The 16,190-nt window shown below is 27.9% G+C and carries 15 protein-coding genes and 1 riboswitch; of the genes, 2 read left to right on the top strand and 13 right to left on the bottom strand.

Going from position 1 to position 16,190, the window contains the following annotated elements:
* Positions 1-42: 42 nt before the first annotated feature.
* From IC758_RS17405 to IC758_RS17465, 13 genes are all read right to left on the bottom strand, one after another.
* On the bottom strand, positions 43-915 hold the full coding sequence (locus IC758_RS17405; protein WP_227433692.1) for an FUSC family protein: 873 nt from the start codon (positions 913-915) through the stop codon (positions 43-45).
* Between the two features lie 156 nt (positions 916-1,071).
* Positions 1,072-1,725, bottom strand: coding sequence for a phosphate signaling complex protein PhoU (gene phoU, locus IC758_RS17410; RefSeq protein ID WP_227433691.1), 654 nt, complete (start codon positions 1,723-1,725; stop codon positions 1,072-1,074).
* Positions 1,726-1,752: 27 nt separating this feature from the next.
* A complete protein-coding gene (pstB, locus tag IC758_RS17415; RefSeq protein ID WP_227851298.1) occupies positions 1,753-2,517 on the bottom strand; it encodes a phosphate ABC transporter ATP-binding protein PstB in 765 nt (254 codons plus the stop codon).
* 18 nt (positions 2,518-2,535) lie between these two features.
* Positions 2,536-3,360 carry a phosphate ABC transporter permease PstA gene (gene pstA, locus IC758_RS17420; protein WP_227433689.1) on the bottom strand — a complete coding sequence of 275 codons (825 nt, stop codon included), beginning with the start codon at positions 3,358-3,360 and terminating at the stop codon, positions 2,536-2,538.
* 1 nt (position 3,361) lies between these two features.
* Complete coding sequence (pstC, locus tag IC758_RS17425; RefSeq protein ID WP_227433688.1) at positions 3,362-4,279, bottom strand: phosphate ABC transporter permease subunit PstC; 918 nt, start codon at positions 4,277-4,279, stop codon at positions 3,362-3,364.
* Positions 4,280-4,618: 339 nt separating this feature from the next.
* On the bottom strand, positions 4,619-5,299 hold the full coding sequence (locus tag IC758_RS17430) for a response regulator transcription factor (protein WP_227433687.1): 681 nt from the start codon (positions 5,297-5,299) through the stop codon (positions 4,619-4,621).
* 49 nt (positions 5,300-5,348) lie between these two features.
* Positions 5,349-7,364 carry a sensor histidine kinase gene (locus tag IC758_RS17435; RefSeq protein ID WP_227860637.1) on the bottom strand — a complete coding sequence of 672 codons (2,016 nt, stop codon included), beginning with the start codon at positions 7,362-7,364 and terminating at the stop codon, positions 5,349-5,351.
* Between the two features lie 78 nt (positions 7,365-7,442).
* Positions 7,443-8,120 (bottom strand): response regulator transcription factor, encoded by a 678-nt coding sequence (locus tag IC758_RS17440; RefSeq protein ID WP_227433685.1) that lies wholly within the window; start codon positions 8,118-8,120, stop codon positions 7,443-7,445.
* A 577-nt stretch (positions 8,121-8,697) separates the two neighbouring features.
* Positions 8,698-8,781: riboswitch (cyclic di-GMP riboswitch) on the bottom strand.
* A gap of 254 nt (positions 8,782-9,035) precedes the next feature.
* A complete protein-coding gene (locus IC758_RS17445; RefSeq protein WP_227433684.1) occupies positions 9,036-9,869 on the bottom strand; it encodes a phosphate ABC transporter substrate-binding protein in 834 nt (277 codons plus the stop codon).
* A gap of 256 nt (positions 9,870-10,125) precedes the next feature.
* A complete protein-coding gene (pepF, locus tag IC758_RS17450) occupies positions 10,126-11,910 on the bottom strand; it encodes an oligoendopeptidase F (protein ID WP_227433683.1) in 1,785 nt (594 codons plus the stop codon).
* Positions 11,911-11,976: 66 nt separating this feature from the next.
* Complete coding sequence (locus IC758_RS17455; RefSeq protein WP_227860638.1) at positions 11,977-12,642, bottom strand: MgtC/SapB family protein; 666 nt, start codon at positions 12,640-12,642, stop codon at positions 11,977-11,979.
* A gap of 174 nt (positions 12,643-12,816) precedes the next feature.
* Positions 12,817-12,978 (bottom strand): aspartyl-phosphate phosphatase Spo0E family protein, encoded by a 162-nt coding sequence (locus tag IC758_RS17460; protein ID WP_009891746.1) that lies wholly within the window; start codon positions 12,976-12,978, stop codon positions 12,817-12,819.
* A gap of 77 nt (positions 12,979-13,055) precedes the next feature.
* Complete coding sequence (locus IC758_RS17465) at positions 13,056-13,565, bottom strand: Gx transporter family protein (RefSeq protein WP_227433681.1); 510 nt, start codon at positions 13,563-13,565, stop codon at positions 13,056-13,058.
* A 206-nt stretch (positions 13,566-13,771) separates the two neighbouring features.
* Here IC758_RS17465 and IC758_RS17470 point away from each other — a divergent pair, with 206 nt between their 5' ends.
* A complete protein-coding gene (locus IC758_RS17470) occupies positions 13,772-13,990 on the top strand; it encodes a FeoA family protein (protein ID WP_227433680.1) in 219 nt (72 codons plus the stop codon).
* Positions 13,991-14,007: 17 nt separating this feature from the next.
* Positions 14,008-15,954 carry a ferrous iron transport protein B gene (gene feoB, locus IC758_RS17475; protein ID WP_227860639.1) on the top strand — a complete coding sequence of 649 codons (1,947 nt, stop codon included), beginning with the start codon at positions 14,008-14,010 and terminating at the stop codon, positions 15,952-15,954.
* Positions 15,955-16,190: the final 236 nt, after the last annotated feature.

Below are 16,190 nucleotides of genomic sequence, written 5' to 3' on the forward strand. Positions count from 1 at the left end.
TATTTACAAAGATACTATTTTTTATTTATTATTTATTGACTATTATTGATATGACTTATTTAATTTTTTCAATAATTCTATTTCAAGCATTATTTTCATTAAATGATAGTTAAACACTGGACTTTTTTCTTCATCTACATTCCAATCCAGTTCATCCACACCATATGTTTTCTTAAGGTATTTATATGTATGCTCTTTTAAATAGAGTTTATTTTCTAGTAACTCTATAGATTGCATGTGAAAGTGGATTTCTCTACATATCCTTAAGGCATTTTCTATTTTTTCTATATTGGTTTCACTTAAACTATAGTCTAGCTCGTCGATAAGTTTTGAATATATTTCTTCCAATTTTTCTACTTCTTCTTCAAATTTTTCTACATCTAGATTTTCTTTTCTAAGTATTTTTTCTTCAATAAGCAACATTGAAAGTTCTTCTATTTTTTTAAACTCATCTATAACACTATTTAGGTAGTTTGGTCTAGCAACATAATAATTAACGAGTACACCAAATAAAACTCCTACAGATGTATCTAATACCCTGTGTAAAGAATAGTATACGGGGTCATTGTTTCCTACACCTAGATGTATGGCTAGAAAAGTGACACAGGCAACAACTACTGACTTTATTTTAAACAGATTACATAGATATATTGAACACATTACACCAAGACCACATAAAAATGGGTCTCCTGCTTTGGTGATAGCAAATAAAAATCCTATTATACCACCCAAAATAGTACCTTCTACTCTATTGATTCCTGTCTTTAAAGAACCTTTCACTGTGTCCTGAACAGAAATTATACATGCTACTAGAGAATAAAACATATTCTCAACTAAATAATTACCAAGAAGCATACATAAAGTTACACTAATTCCTGTCTTTATAGTCCTCATACCCATCTTTTGAAGTTTCAAATTTCCACCTCCTAAAAGCACCTTATATAAAATACGCATCCTCATATTTAATATGTTCCTAGTATATCACAATTTTTTAAATTTACCCATTAATCGCATTTTTTTAACAATTGCTTTTTAATTTAGACAATAAAAAAACTGCTATAAAGCAGTTTTTTATCCTATCTCTACCATTTTACCTTCAATTGCAAAGATTATTTTTTCACATACATTTGTTATATGGTCTCCAATTCGTTCAAGGTATCTTCCTATAAGTAAAAGTTTTACACCTTGATCTATTGTATTTGAATTTTCATGCATTATTTTTAAACAATCAATTTGTACTTGCTCATATAAATCATCTACAATGTCATCTTTACTTCCAACATTATAAGCTATACTTGCATCAAATGATATTAAAGCCTCTCTAGTTTGAGACATCATATTCTTACATTCCTTTGCCATTTTAGGTATATCTATCAACTCTTTTATATAAGCTTCTCCACCTATTTTCAACATTTCTCTAGCTATATTTGCTGCATAATCTCCAATTCGTTCTAATTCTATTGATATGTTTCCCAAAGAATAAATAAATCTTAAGTCTCTCGCCATTGGCTGTTTTAGCACTATTAATTCTATACTTTTATCTCTTATTTCTTCTCTCAATTTATTTATTTCTTCATCATCATCCACTACTTTTCTTGCACCTTCTAAATCTTTTTCTATCATACAAGTTACAGACTTTTCTATTGCCTCTTCACATTTTTCCATCATAAGTACTGTCTGCTCTTTTAAAGTATCAATACTTATATCTAAACTATTATTGACCATTGTCTAACTCCTTTATAGTTATATATTTTAACCGAATCTACCTGTTATATAGTCTTCTGTTCTTTTATCCACAGGAGTAGTAAACATAGTTTTTGTATCACTAAATTCTATAACCTCTCCATTTAGGAAAAAAGCTGTTTCATCTGATATACGAGCAGCTTGTTGCATATTATGTGTAACTATGACTATTGTATAGTCATTTTTCAAATCTTCTATAAGTTCTTCTACTTTTAATGTTGAAATTGGGTCTAAAGCAGATGTAGGTTCATCCATAAGTATAACTTCTGGTCTCATAGCAATTGCTCTCGCTATACATATACGTTGTTGTTGTCCTCCAGATAATCCTAATGCAGATGATTTAAGCCTATCTTTAACTTCCTCCCAAATAGCTGCTCCCTTCAAACTTTCTTCTACTATCTTGTCTAGTTGCTTTTTATCTCTTAACCCATGCGTACGAGGTCCATATGCAACATTATCATATATACTCATAGGAAATGGATTGGGTTTTTGAAATACCATTCCTACTTTTGTACGAAGGTTTATAACATCATCTGAAGTATAGATATCTTCTCCATCAACGGAAATAGTCCCTGTAATTGTTACATTTTCTATTAGGTCATTCATTCTATTTAATGTTCTTATAAAAGTAGATTTTCCACATCCAGATGGACCTATTAAGGCAGTAACTTTATTTTCTTTTATATCCATATTTATTTTATTTAGAGCTTGTTTGTCACCATAAAATAAATCCAAATCTTTTACACTCATTTTTATTTTATTGATTAATTCCATCATTCACACCTCTTAAATTTAATAATTAGCCTTATTTAACTTCTTAGCAACAAATCTTGCTAACATATTTAATACTAATACAATTACTATTAAAACAATACCTATACTAGCTGCTGTTGCTATGTCTCCACTCTCTTTAGTTAGTAAGTATGAGTGTACAGTTAGTGTTCTTGCACTATCAAATATTCCTCCTGGCATCTTAGCTACAGTACCTGCTGTAAGTAGTATAGCAGCTGATTCTCCAATTATACGACCAACTGACAATATTACTCCTGACAAAATTCCTGGTACTGCACTTGGAAGTACTACTTTATATAAAGTTTGAAATTTAGTAGCTCCTAATGCTAGAGATGATTCCCTATATGATTGAGGAACTGTCTTTAAAGCTTCTTCTGTTGTACGAATTATTACTGGTAATATTATTATTGCAACTGTAAGTGACCCTGCAACTATTGAATATCCCATTTTTAAAGTAACTACAAAGAAAATTCCTCCAAATAATCCATAAACTATAGATGGTATTCCTGATAAACTTTCAGTGGCAAACCTTATAGCTGTAACTGCTTTTCCTTTTTTAGCATATTCTTGTAAATATATAGCTGCTAAGATTCCTATTGGTGTTGCTACAATTATAGAAACCAATACAGTATATAATGTTGTAATTATCATTGGGAATATACCACCATCACCTGATGCTGAATAATTACTAAATAAGAAGTTAAAATTCATATTTCCGATTCCCTTTATAAATATAAATCCTACTATAACTACTAGTGATACTATTGTAAATAATGCTGATAGATATACTAATAATTTCAATATATTCTCTCTGAACTTTCTCATCTTAATTTACCGCCTTATTTGAAAGTTTATTTAAAACTAAGTTTAAAATTAATATAAATGTAAACAATACTACTCCAGTTGCAAATAACATTTCTTGATGTGTCCCAAATGCATATCCCATTTCAAGTGCTATATTAGTTGTAAGTGGTCTTACACTATCTGTTATAGAAGTTGGCATAACTGGTGAATTTCCTGCAACAAGTATTACTGCCATTGTCTCTCCTAAAGCTCTTCCTACGCCTAGTACTACTGCTGCTAATACTCCAGACTTTGCAGCTGGTAATACAACTTTAAATATTGTTTCTATTTTTGATGCACCAAGTGCTAATGAACCCTCTTTATATGCTTTTGGTACTGCTCTTATAGCTGTTTCTGATACAGATATTATTGTTGGAAGCATCATTACTGCTAATACTATTATTATTGCTAATAAACTCTGTCCTTTTGGAAGATTAAATATACTTTGTATCATTGGAACTATTACTGCAAGGCCAAACACCCCATATAGTACTGAAGGTATACCTGCCAGAAGTTCAACTGCTGGTGACATTATTTTTGCTAATCTTTTAGGTGCTACTTCTGCTATAAATATAGATGTTAATATTCCAATTGGTACTCCTATTATAAGTGCACCAATTGTAGCAACTATTGATGCTGCTATCATAGATGATATTCCAAACTTATTAGCTGAAGGAACCCAATCCGCACCTGTTAAAAAATCTATAAATGAGTATCCCTCAAATATAAAAGGTCTTAACCCTTTATAAAATACAAATCCTATTATCAAAAGTAAACTTGCGACTGCTACTAAAGCACTTAATAGAAATATATTTTTTGCTACTTTTTCGACTATATATTTAGTCTTATTTCCATTATTGTCATTTTTTTCTAAACCTACTAACCTAGATTTTACTATCATAATATCCTCCCATTAAAATATACCTATTTATTTTCGTTCTGTATTTAAAATTTAAATTTTTATAAGTTCGTCATTATTAAATTTTCTATATTTTTATTCTACTTTTTTTAAGTTAAATCTATATTAGGTTTAAGTTAAACAAGTGTAAAATTATATTCACTTTTTTAACATTAATTTTACTTTTTGGACTATATTTGACATTTACTTTACAATTTAACTATATTTGGCAACAATAAAATAGCAGATATAAGTAATAATACGTACTACACGTAATTTATTATTTATATCTGCTATTAAAATTTGTTAACTAGATTTAACCTTTTATAATCTATATATTTATTATTCCTTATTAAAGTAATACCCTGCTCCTCTTATTGTTATGATTTTTTGAGGATTTTTGTAATCTTTCTCTATTTTCTTTCTCAGTCCGTTCACTGCAACTACTACACTATAATTATCCTCTAGATAATCATTTAACCATACATGTTCATATATCTCTTTGGTAGTTAAGGTCTTTTCTGGATTCTCTATAAAATAGTTCAACAACTTATTTTCTGTTGGAGTTAATTTTATTATTTTATCTTCTAATTTTATTACTCCACTTGTTCTATTGTATTCTTCTAATCTTGTATTGCTTTCATTGTTATTTATATATGAATTTACTCTTCTTAAAATTGCTTTTACCTTTGCATATAGTATTTCCAAATTTAAAGGTTTGATTAAATAATCATCACCACCAGAATTTAAAGCATTTAAAATACTTTGGTCTTCATTTATATAAGTCATATAAACAATCGGACACGTAGTTACATTTCTAATCTTTTTACATAAAGTCCATCCATCACCATCAGTTAAGATTATTTCTAAAAATATCAAATCGTATTTATTGCTAAATATTTTTCCAATAGCTTCTTCACAGTTATACGCCAAATCTACATTTATTCCTTTTTGCTCCAAGAAATTTTTTAATTCCTGGCAATTATTCTTGTCTCCATCTATTATTAATATCTTAGTTTGCATTATAATCACTCCTAAATATCATTATTCTTTTATATTAAATAACTATTTATTATAAAAAACATAAACTTAATTTTATTGTAAAAACAGTTCCTTTTCCCAACTCTGAATCTACAAAAATCTCTCCATCATGCTCTCTTATAATGGATTTAACAATATATAATCCTAACCCTTGACCTTTTGAAGTACTATTGTCCCTTTCTGTAAAGAATCGGTCAAATATCTTTGGTATATTTTCTGCTGGTATACCTTTACCATTATCAGAAATTTTAATAATTGCAAATCCATCTTCTTTATTCACTGACAAAATTATTTTCCCATCAAATGAAGTAAAGCTCAAAGCATTATAAATTAAATTTTCAAATGCTCTAGCCAATCTTTCTTTATTTACTTTTGCATATATTTTTTTATCTAATATATAAACTTCAAAATTTACACCACATGCTTGTGTATCTGGTAAATTATTTTCATATACCTCTTTAATAAAATCATTCAGACATATTTTTTCACTAAGACCAATTTTTTTATCTTGTAATGTAAATTCTTGTAAACTACGTACTCTATTTTGAACTTCATTTGATTTTTGGTTTATTGCATAAAGATAGGTTCTTGTCTCCTCATCTACATGAATATTCCCCACCTTTATTAAATCTATAAATGCCTGTATAGCTGAAACAGGTGCCTTTAAATCATGTGCTACATCTGCCAAGAATTTTTTACGTTCATTTAATAGTGTTGTAAGTTCATTAGTTCTTACTTCAACTTCATGCTCAAGATTTTGTGTGAGTTTTTCATTTTCTTTTATTATTATTCTATTTCTATTTATCATCATAATAGAAAATAAAATAACTATTAAAAAACCACAGTATTCTGTTTGCCATCCTGTAAATATAGGTTCAAACCTATTACTAGTCACTACATCAAATAATATACTGACACCAAACACTATGTTTGCTGAAACTAAAATATAGGAGCTTAATTGCTCAAAGTATGTTTTTTTATAAATTGAAACTATTGAAGACATCAATATATAAATAAATACAACATATTTATATATGTCTATTAATTTTCCATAGATATTAACAAAGTATATATCATATGGAAGAAGAATAACTGGTATCACAATGGATATGATACACATAGTAATTCCTAATGGTAAAATTAAAAATCTATATACTTTATTTCTTTCAATTTTGGATATATTTCCATTTATACAAATAATACATAAAACTGCTATAAAGTATGATGAATCTTCAACTGCATATGTAAAGTTCACTAAAGGAAGCCCCATTAAATGTATAAAAGGATATGACACGTGTATAGCAAAAAAAATACACATACATCCAAAGTATAAATATAGCTTGCTTTGTTTTGAAAGTACCCAAACAGCTAGAGAAAATATAGCTATTGCAATAGTTGTAAAACAAATAACACTATAAAAAACTAATCTATAAAATATCATATTACTTACATCTTTTGTTTTTCCTAATGCAGGTGGATAATACAAACCGCTATAATAATGTGAGAAATTGGACACATTGATTATAATTTCTGTATCTTTCTTTGCAACAAAACTTACTACTGTGTTTTTAATTTTAGGTCTATATCTTTCTGTACCTATATCTCCTAACTTAGAGACTATTTCACCATTTATCCAAACTTCACTTGAACAAAAGATTTCTGGAAGTTCTAGGCTTAGTACTTTGTCTTTACCTTCATTTTTTATCCTCATGCGATAAGTTGCATTTCCATATGGCGATTGTTTTTCTTTTCTCATGGAAAAATCTGGATATTGTCCTATGAAAATGTATTCTGGTTTTATATGTTTCTCTCTAAAATCTTTTGGCTTAAATATCTTATGGTTATAAAATTCCCAATCATCTATTAGAAAAACAAGTTTATTTTTAGAAAAAGTATCCTCATCTATAGTTAAAATTCCATTACTTGCTCTAATAGACTTATATGTATATTTATTATCATATTTATAAAGAAAATTTAATCCTATTATTGCCAACAGAGAGACTATCAATACAATGAGAGTTCCTTTTAGTACATTAGACTTTTTCATTGCATTAACCACATCTCTTTCTTTTGTAGTAATATTAAATGATAAAATAAGAACTATTTATTGCTTAGATTATCTTGCTTATGGTACAAACTTATATCCTTTACCCCACACGGTTTGAATATATTGATGCTCTCTGCTTAAAGAATTAATTTTTTTCCTCATCTGTGCAATATGAACTTGTACAGTATGTTGATCTCCAACATCAGGCATTTTCCAAACTTGATTATATATCTCTATTTTTGAAAATACTTGTTCTTTATTTTCAGCTAAAAATAATAGTATTTCAAACTCCATGGTGGTTAAGTCAATACCCTTTTCATCAAAGGTTACTTTTCTTGAATTTACATTTATTACTAGGGATGAAAACTTTAACACATTAGGAACTGATGTAATGTTTTTATATTGCCTCATCCGAGCATAGATTCTAAGTTCAAGTTCTTTTAAGCTATATGGCTTTGTTATATAATCATCTCCTCCAGATAAAAAACCTTGCACTCTTTCCTCTTCATGTTCGTAATTAGATAAAAATATTATAGGTATGTTAACCTTTTCTTTTATAGCATTACATATTTTATATCCATCTGAATCTGGTAGTGCAATATCTAGTATTATACAGTCTAAAACTATACTTTCTACTATCTTCATTGCACGTTTAGCAGTCTCTGCTGTGTATACGTTAAAACCTATGTTAGAAAAATAAATTTGATTTATGTTTAAAATATCAACATCATCATCTACAACTAATAAGTTATACATTACACCACTCCATTCAAAAATATTTTAATCATAATCTAAAGTTATAAGTATTACAAATTATAATGTTTTACCTCTTATCTAACTAATATTATTATTTTATAATATCTTTACAAACTAGACTATAAAACTTAAGTATTTTTGAATAATTCTTGAACATTGTCTTAAATATTAAGCATTCATTATTAAATACTAATCAAAGTCTCCGATTGTTGGAAAATGGAACTTAAAATCATTATATCTCATATATATACGATATTTATAGAAACTTGTCCATTAGCCAGTTTGAGTATTGATTTATACGATTTATATGGTTATAATATAAAATAAATTGTATTATTTTGGTAAGTACATTGTTATAAAAAAATTATATTATGTATTTTAATTGATTATAAAATTATTATATCTTCGTTATAATTGCATTATATTTTTTAAAAAATTTCCCTTTTCCAACAAAGGGCTACTTTGGCTAAATATAGCCATTTATATATATAAGTAAAGTTATTAAAGCTTATAATTTTCAAATTTCATATCAACTATGTTAAATTTAAAACAAAAAAAAGGCTATGTAATATAAAATTATATTCATAGCCGGTTGCACCACTAACTCCATATACCTCTAGATGCCCAATAATAAGATATACTTCTCAGTTTCTAAAATATTTTCATTAAACTTGTTTAAATTGTTCTGATAAATTTCATTTCTATTCTAACATTGTAATATTATCTTGTCAATATTTACATATTTTTTAAATATAATGTACTAACTATATATATTTTTTATTTAAAAATGTTTATATTTCTATCATCAATAATAGACAATACCCTGCAAGTTATAGTAGCATTTTTATAAGCTGACTTTGCAGGGTATCATATATTTTTTTATGTTAAGTTTTTATCTTAATAATTAGCTTTATCTTATTGATTAACTTTAATGAATCCTTTTTCTGAAACAAGTGCTTGTCCTTCATCACTCAATATATAGTCTATCAAAGCCTTACCTTTTTCTGATAATTTATCTTCTTTATTAACTAATATAAATGGTCTTGATATTGGATATTTATTAGCTATTACATTGGCATCAGTTGCATCAACATCATTTACTTTTAAACTATTTACTTTCTCATCAACATATCCAAATGATATATATCCTATAGCATTTTTATTTCCTTCAACTGTAGTTTTTATATTTCCTGAACCATCACTTATTTGTGCATCTTTAGTCAATTCTTCTGACTTGAATCCTACAATTTCTTGGAATCCATCTCTAGTTCCTGAACCTTCTTCTCTTGATACTATTACTATTGGTTCATCATTTCCGTTAACTTCTTTCCAGTTAGTTATCTTTCCTGTGTATATACCTTTTATTTGGTCCATTGTAAGATTTTTTACTGGGTTGTCTTTATTAGTTATTAATGCTATACCGTCTATTGCTATCTTAGTTTCCTTTAATCCAGCACTTTTTTCTTCATCTTTTAAATCTCTTGAACTCATACCTATTTCAGACGTTCCTTCTATTGCATTTTTTATACCTCCAGAAGAACCAATTTGTTGTACTTCTACACTAACACCTTGATTTTTTTCCTGAAACTTCTCTCCAATAGTTTCCATAAGAGGCCCTATTGAAGTTGAACCTGAAACAGAAACTTTATTTGAATCTCCTGAACCTCCAGAGTCAGAACCACATCCTACTGCTAAGACTCCAACCAACATTGTACTAGCTAAAAGAACTCCTATTTTCTTTTTGAACATTTTACTTACCCCCGCTTATATTTTAATTTTTTTGTTTTCATATTTGCTATATTTTAATAATACATATTTTTTGTTAAGTGAATATTAGAGCGAGGTTAAGTAAATGTAAATATTGTTAAATACATGTAAAAATTTAATTTTATATAGTATATTTAAAATTAGATTAATTTTTTTAAGTGTTTTCCAATCAACACTAGTATAATACATCATATAATATTCTTATAATTTTTTATCTAAGCTATTAATTTATCATATTTTATAATTCTTTTTCTAATTTATTAACCAAACTAGCAAACACATTTAAAGCTTCTTCTATAGATTGTTTTTTCGTCATATCTACACCAGCAGATTTCAATTGTTCTAAAGGATACTCTGACCCTCCACTTTTTAAGAAGTTTATATATCTATCTACAGCTTTACTACCTTCTGAAAGTATCTGTTGACTTAATGCACTTGCAGCAGAAAATCCTGTAGCATACTTATACACATAGAAATTTGAATAAAAATGTGGAATTCTTGCCCACTCTATCCCTATTTGCTCATCTACTATTGCAGATTTTCCATAATACTTCTCATTTAATTTATAGTATATATCAGTAAATTCATCAGCAGTAAGTGGCTCTCCACTTTCTACTCTTTCATGTACAATTTTTTCAAATTCAGCAAACATAGTTTGTCTATAAACAGTAGTCCTAAATTGCTCTAAATAATAATTTAATAGATATATAGTTTCATCTTTAGACTTAGAATTTTCTAATAAATAATTTATAAGAAGTAATTCATTTAATGTAGATGCAACTTCTGCAACAAATATTTTATAATCTGAATATAAAAATGGCTGACTTGTTCTCGAATAATGGCTATGGACAGAATGACCTAATTCATGAATTAATGTAAATAGAGAGTTAAGGTCATTTTTATAACTCATTAATATATAAGGATGTGAATCATAGCTTCCCCAAGAGTAAGCTCCTCCTTTTTTACCTTCATTATCATATACATCAATCCAACCTTCTTCAAATGCATTTTTTATAACTTTTAAGTATTCTTCTCCTAAAGGCTTAAGTGCCTCTAATATAATGCTCTGTGCTTTTTCATAAGGTATATCCATATCAAATTTATCAGTTAGAGGAACATATAAGTCATACATGTGTATTTCATTTAATCCCAAGAACTTCTTTTTAAGTTCAACATACTTATTCAAAGTAGGAATACTTTCATCTATTGCTGATATAAGATTATTATAAACCTCTAAGCTTACATCATCTGAAAATAGCGATGCTTCTATTGCTGAATTATATTTTCTAGTTTTTGCATAAAATATCTCTGACTTTATTCCACCATAAAGTGTTGAAGCAAATGTGTTTTTATATTTTCCATAAGTAGAAAATTCTCCTTCAAAAGCTTCTTTTCTAACTCTTCCATTTTTACTTTTTATAAATAGAGAATAGTTTGAATGAGAAAGTTTAACCTTATTACCTTTTTCATCCTCTATCTCAGGAAATTCCATATCTGCATATGCTAACATATCATATACATTTTCTGGAACTGTTGATAATTCAGATGTAGCTGCAAGTATCTCTTCTTCTTTTTCACTCAAAGTATGAGGCTTATCTCTCAATATATCTTTTATATATTTTGTATAAAATGATAACTTCTCATCCTTCAAATATTCATTTAATCTGTCTTCTTCTATGGACAGTATCTCTGGAACTATATAAGAAGTAGCCACTCCTAAATCAGTTGATAACATTTCTGTCTTAGTGGCTCTTCCTTGATTATCATTGATTCTAGTATCTTCATGTTGTTTCATATGAGTATATACATATAGATTCTGGATGATTCTAGATGCATTTTCAGAGATACTTAATACTTTGTATAAATTTTCCTTACTCTCAGAAAATTTACCTTTGTATTCTTTTACTTCTTGAATAAGATTTTTTACTTTACTTATGTCTTTTTCAATATCTTCTTTAGTAGAGTACATCTTATCTATTTTCCATTTGTATTTTTCTTCTATCGTACTTCTATCAGTTCCCATATTATACACCTCTATTTTAATTCATTTTTATATTTTATTTACTTTACAAAATATATTGTATATATTTTAGTCCAAATAATCTACATTTATTACTCCTTCTATCATATTTATTTCTTTCATAACATCATGTAAGTGTATTCTCTTATCATAAGATATAAAAAAGTTTACTTTCCAATATTCTTCACTACGACATTCTATTTCCATATTCCTTACAATAAGTTGATTTTTTTCAAATTTATCATATAAAAAATGTATTGAATCTAAATTATTTATTTTTAATATCAATACATTTTTTTCTTGACTAAATAGAAACGTATTTAGTATCCTAAGCACAAATAATGCTATCATTACAAACAACCATCCTAAAATTGCTAGTTCATAATAACCATAACCAACTGCTATACCAATACATGCAGTTGCCCACATACCAGCGGCTGTAGTAAGCCCCTTCACTCCACCTTTGTTCTTTAGAATTGCTCCTGCACCTAAAAAACCAATTCCAGACAACACTTGAGCAGGCATTCTTGCTGGGTCAGCATTTGTATATAAACTATAGTCAGACAATAACTGGATTGAAGTTATTGAGGTAATACAAGAACCTATTGCTATTAATATATGTGTTCTAAATCCTGCAAATTGCCTTATCTTTTCTCTCTCTAGTCCTATTATTCCTCCTATAACTAATGCTAATAATAATCTTATTGCTATCTCCTTAGTTCCTATATCACCCATAATATAAAACCTCCTGACCCAATTATAATTTATATCATATAAATAACTTCTACATCATATCATACAGATAATTTCTATATCAAAAATAACATCTTATACCTTAATATTATTATTAGTATATGATAAATAGTAATATCTGTTAATTTTTAATACAAAAAAACCCACAACTGTGGGCTATTTGCTTAAGTACATGTATTTATTTATTAATATATCTATTTTCTTACTTGATTCTACGAGCTCTTCTTGAAATATTTCTGGATATTCTATGTATGTATTTATCTCTTCCCTAACTGCTTCAATTTCATTTTTTAACGCTTCTAATTCATTGTTCGCCATAATAATCACCACTATTACAAATTTGTATATTTTTATATACATTTTATCAAACAATATTATATTTTGTCAATATTATGTCAATAAAACTTACTATAAAAATGCTTTAATTTGGGCACCGTATACCTAGATACTAATCCTACAAACATACCCGTTACTAATGATGCCATTAACATAAATGGCAAGTATCCTATAGCAAGTATATTTTCTATTATTAAACTTGCAACTATTAATTGACCTATATTATGCCCTATTGCCCCTAAAATACTTATTCCTATCATTGATAATCCCTTTATTTTACTTGCTAAATACATAAATAAAAGGCTCAAATAAGCTCCTCCTATGCTAAATAAAAGATAAGATAGAGGACCTGCAAATATTGATGACAAAATTACCCTGATAGTAACAATTATAACAGTATCTCTGACACCTAACAACATTAATGAAATTAAAGTTATAATATTACTCAAACCCAATTTTGCTCCTGGAAATATAATTATAAGAGGGTTTGGTATATATGTCTCTAGTACATATAAGGCTAAACTGTATCCTATCATAAGACCTAAAAATGTCATTTTTCTAGTTTTCATTAAGTTAATTCCTCCAAATTTTATATATCATATTACATTATAATACAAAATATATAAAAACACCTAATTTAGACTAAAATATTCTATAATATATTTAAAGTAAATATCATCAATTTGAACTTGTAATTCCCCCTATAATCCTTGACTTTTTGTATCATACTTGTTACAATTTTAATGATAATGAATTTCATTAGGAGGTGTTAATAATGACTGTTTACGATTTGAAAATAGGAGAAAAAGGACTTATTAATAATATAGATGGAGATATTAAATTATCTAAAAGATTACTTGCACTTGGATGTATAAATAGTACTGAAATAGAAGTTAAAAAAGTTGCTCCATTTGGAGACCCAATTATAATTAGATTTAGAGGATTTGACTTAGCTATTAGAAAATCTGATGCTAAAAATATTTCTTTACAATAATAGAGGAGGAGCTACCTGTGATTAATGTAGCATTATTAGGAAACCCGAATGTTGGTAAGACTACTGTTTTCAACCTACTTACAGGCTCAAATCAGTATGTTGGTAACTGGCCTGGTGTTACTATTGAGAAAAAAGAAGGATTTATTGGGAAAGAAATAAAGGTTGTAGATTTACCTGGTATATATGCAATGGATACTTTCTCAAATGAAGAAAAGGTTTCTAAGTCATATTTAGAAAATGAAGATGTTGATGTAATAGTGAATGTAGTAGATGCTTCTAACTTATCAAGAAATCTCTACTTAACAACTCAACTTATGCAATTTAATAAACCTATCGTTATACTGCTTAACATGTTAGATATTGCAGAATCTAAGGGTGTTAATATAGATGATAAAAAATTAAGTGAAGAACTTGGAGTAATTGTTGTTCCAATCATCGCAAAAAAGAAAGATGGCGTAGAAAAAATAGAATCAGAAATTAAAGATGCTACTAAAAAATCATTTAAATATCGAACAGACTTTGGAAGCGAAACAGAAACGTATAAGAAGTTAGAATCTATCTTATCAAGATGTACAAAGACTACATATACACACACAAAATCTATCAGTGATAAAATAGACAATATAGTTTTAAATCCTATATTAGCCTATCCAATATTTATTGGTGTATTGTTTCTTTTATTTAAGTTCACCTTTGATTGGGTTGGAGGCCCACTTCAAGAGGGCTTTGCAGGCCTTATAGAAGCTTATATCTCTACACCCGTTAGTGATATGTTAGCTAACTCTAGCCCATGGTTTAAATCACTTATTGTTGATGGAATAATTGGAGGTGTTGGTGGTACTTTACCATTCTTCCCTTTAATATTTACATTATTCTTTGGTATATCTCTATTTGAAGATAGTGGATATATGTCAAGAACAGCATTTTTGATGGATAAAGTTATGAGAAAGGTTGGTCTATCTGGTAAAGCTTTTATACCCATAGTTATGGGTATGGGATGTTCTTCTCCTGCTATAATGGCAACTAGAACACTAGAAAGTGAAAAAGACAGAAGAGTTACAGCTCTTATTGCACCACTTATGACTTGTGGAGCAAAGCTACCTATATATGCATTATTTGTAGCTATATTTTTCCCACACAATGCTGCTTTAGTAACTACATCATTATACTTGGTCGGTATCATTATGGCAATTGTGGTTGCACTAGTTTTAAATAAAACAGCTTTTAAGACAGAGGCTGAACCATTTATATTAGAGTTACCAGAATATAGAATACCTACTATAGACGCACTTATTAAAAATACTTGGAATAAATCAAAAGGTTTTTTAATAAGAGTAGTTACTGTAATGTTTGCAATGTCAGTTGTTATTTGGGGACTTTCTTCATTTAATGTATTTGGATTTACAGAAGATATAAATGTAAGCTTTTTAGCTACTATAGGTCATATTATATCTCCTATATTTAAACCTCTTGGTTTTGATGACTGGAGAACTTCAGTTGCTATCTTAAGTGGTCTTGGAGCAAAAGAAATCGTGGTAAACTCTTTGAATATACTATATGGTAATTTGACTGTTGTATTACCAACAATATTTAATGGTGTTACTGCATATACATTCTTAATATTTACAGCTCTATATACTCCATGTATAGCTGCTCTTGCAACTATGAAAAAAGAATATGGAAATAAAATGATGTTTACATCATTTGCATATCAGTTTATATTAGCATGGATAATGGCTTTTATAGTTAAAAGTATTGGCGGAGTATTATTTATGGGAAATTCAATAATGGAGGCTTTAATCGGCGGAATAATCATAGTTCTTGCATTTTTAATTTTGTTTAATAAATTTAAATCTACCAAAAATGGAAGTGGCTGTAGTGGATGTTCTGGTTGTTCTGGATGTCCATGTACTAATTCTTGCTCAGAAGATGAAGATAATAACAAAAAAAGTAGTACACATTAACATATAGATATCTTATATTTAAAAATAAATATATTGTGAAGCTATCTCCTAGATAATAGTTACTATTAAAAAAAATTTAGAACAATTAAGGGGCTGTCGCACTAGAAAATAGTGCTACACCCTTTTTTGTATAAAAAAATAAATCTCAAGTTCAAAATACACAATATTTATTGATAGTACAAAGGCTTTCAATATATTAAATTCTATTTCATTTTTAAAATAACTTAATATATAAA

It is taken from the genome of Clostridioides sp. ES-W-0016-02 (assembly GCF_020641035.1).
Lineage (GTDB): Bacteria > Bacillota > Clostridia > Peptostreptococcales > Peptostreptococcaceae > Clostridioides.

Excerpts from the sequence above, each read along its gene's own strand:
- IC758_RS17465 (WP_227433681.1), bottom strand. The coding sequence starts at position 13,565 with ATGAAAACTAGAAAAATGACATTTTTAGGTCTTATGATAGGATACAGT.
- phoU (WP_227433691.1), bottom strand. The coding sequence starts at position 1,725 with ATGGTCAATAATAGTTTAGATATAAGTATTGATACTTTAAAAGAGCAG.
- IC758_RS17445 (WP_227433684.1), bottom strand. The coding sequence starts at position 9,869 with ATGTTCAAAAAGAAAATAGGAGTTCTTTTAGCTAGTACAATGTTGGTT.
- IC758_RS17435 (WP_227860637.1), bottom strand. The coding sequence starts at position 7,364 with ATGAAAAAGTCTAATGTACTAAAAGGAACTCTCATTGTATTGATAGTC.
- pstC (WP_227433688.1), bottom strand. The coding sequence starts at position 4,279 with ATGATAGTAAAATCTAGGTTAGTAGGTTTAGAAAAAAATGACAATAAT.
- IC758_RS17455 (WP_227860638.1), bottom strand. The coding sequence starts at position 12,642 with ATGGGTGATATAGGAACTAAGGAGATAGCAATAAGATTATTATTAGCA.
- IC758_RS17470 (WP_227433680.1), top strand. The coding sequence starts at position 13,772 with ATGACTGTTTACGATTTGAAAATAGGAGAAAAAGGACTTATTAATAAT.
- pstA (WP_227433689.1), bottom strand. The coding sequence starts at position 3,360 with ATGAGAAAGTTCAGAGAGAATATATTGAAATTATTAGTATATCTATCA.
- pstB (WP_227851298.1), bottom strand. The coding sequence starts at position 2,517 with ATGGAATTAATCAATAAAATAAAAATGAGTGTAAAAGATTTGGATTTA.
- pepF (WP_227433683.1), bottom strand. The coding sequence starts at position 11,910 with ATGGGAACTGATAGAAGTACGATAGAAGAAAAATACAAATGGAAAATA.
- IC758_RS17460 (WP_009891746.1), bottom strand. The coding sequence starts at position 12,978 with ATGGCGAACAATGAATTAGAAGCGTTAAAAAATGAAATTGAAGCAGTT.
- IC758_RS17430 (WP_227433687.1), bottom strand. The coding sequence starts at position 5,299 with ATGCAAACTAAGATATTAATAATAGATGGAGACAAGAATAATTGCCAG.
- IC758_RS17440 (WP_227433685.1), bottom strand. The coding sequence starts at position 8,120 with ATGTATAACTTATTAGTTGTAGATGATGATGTTGATATTTTAAACATA.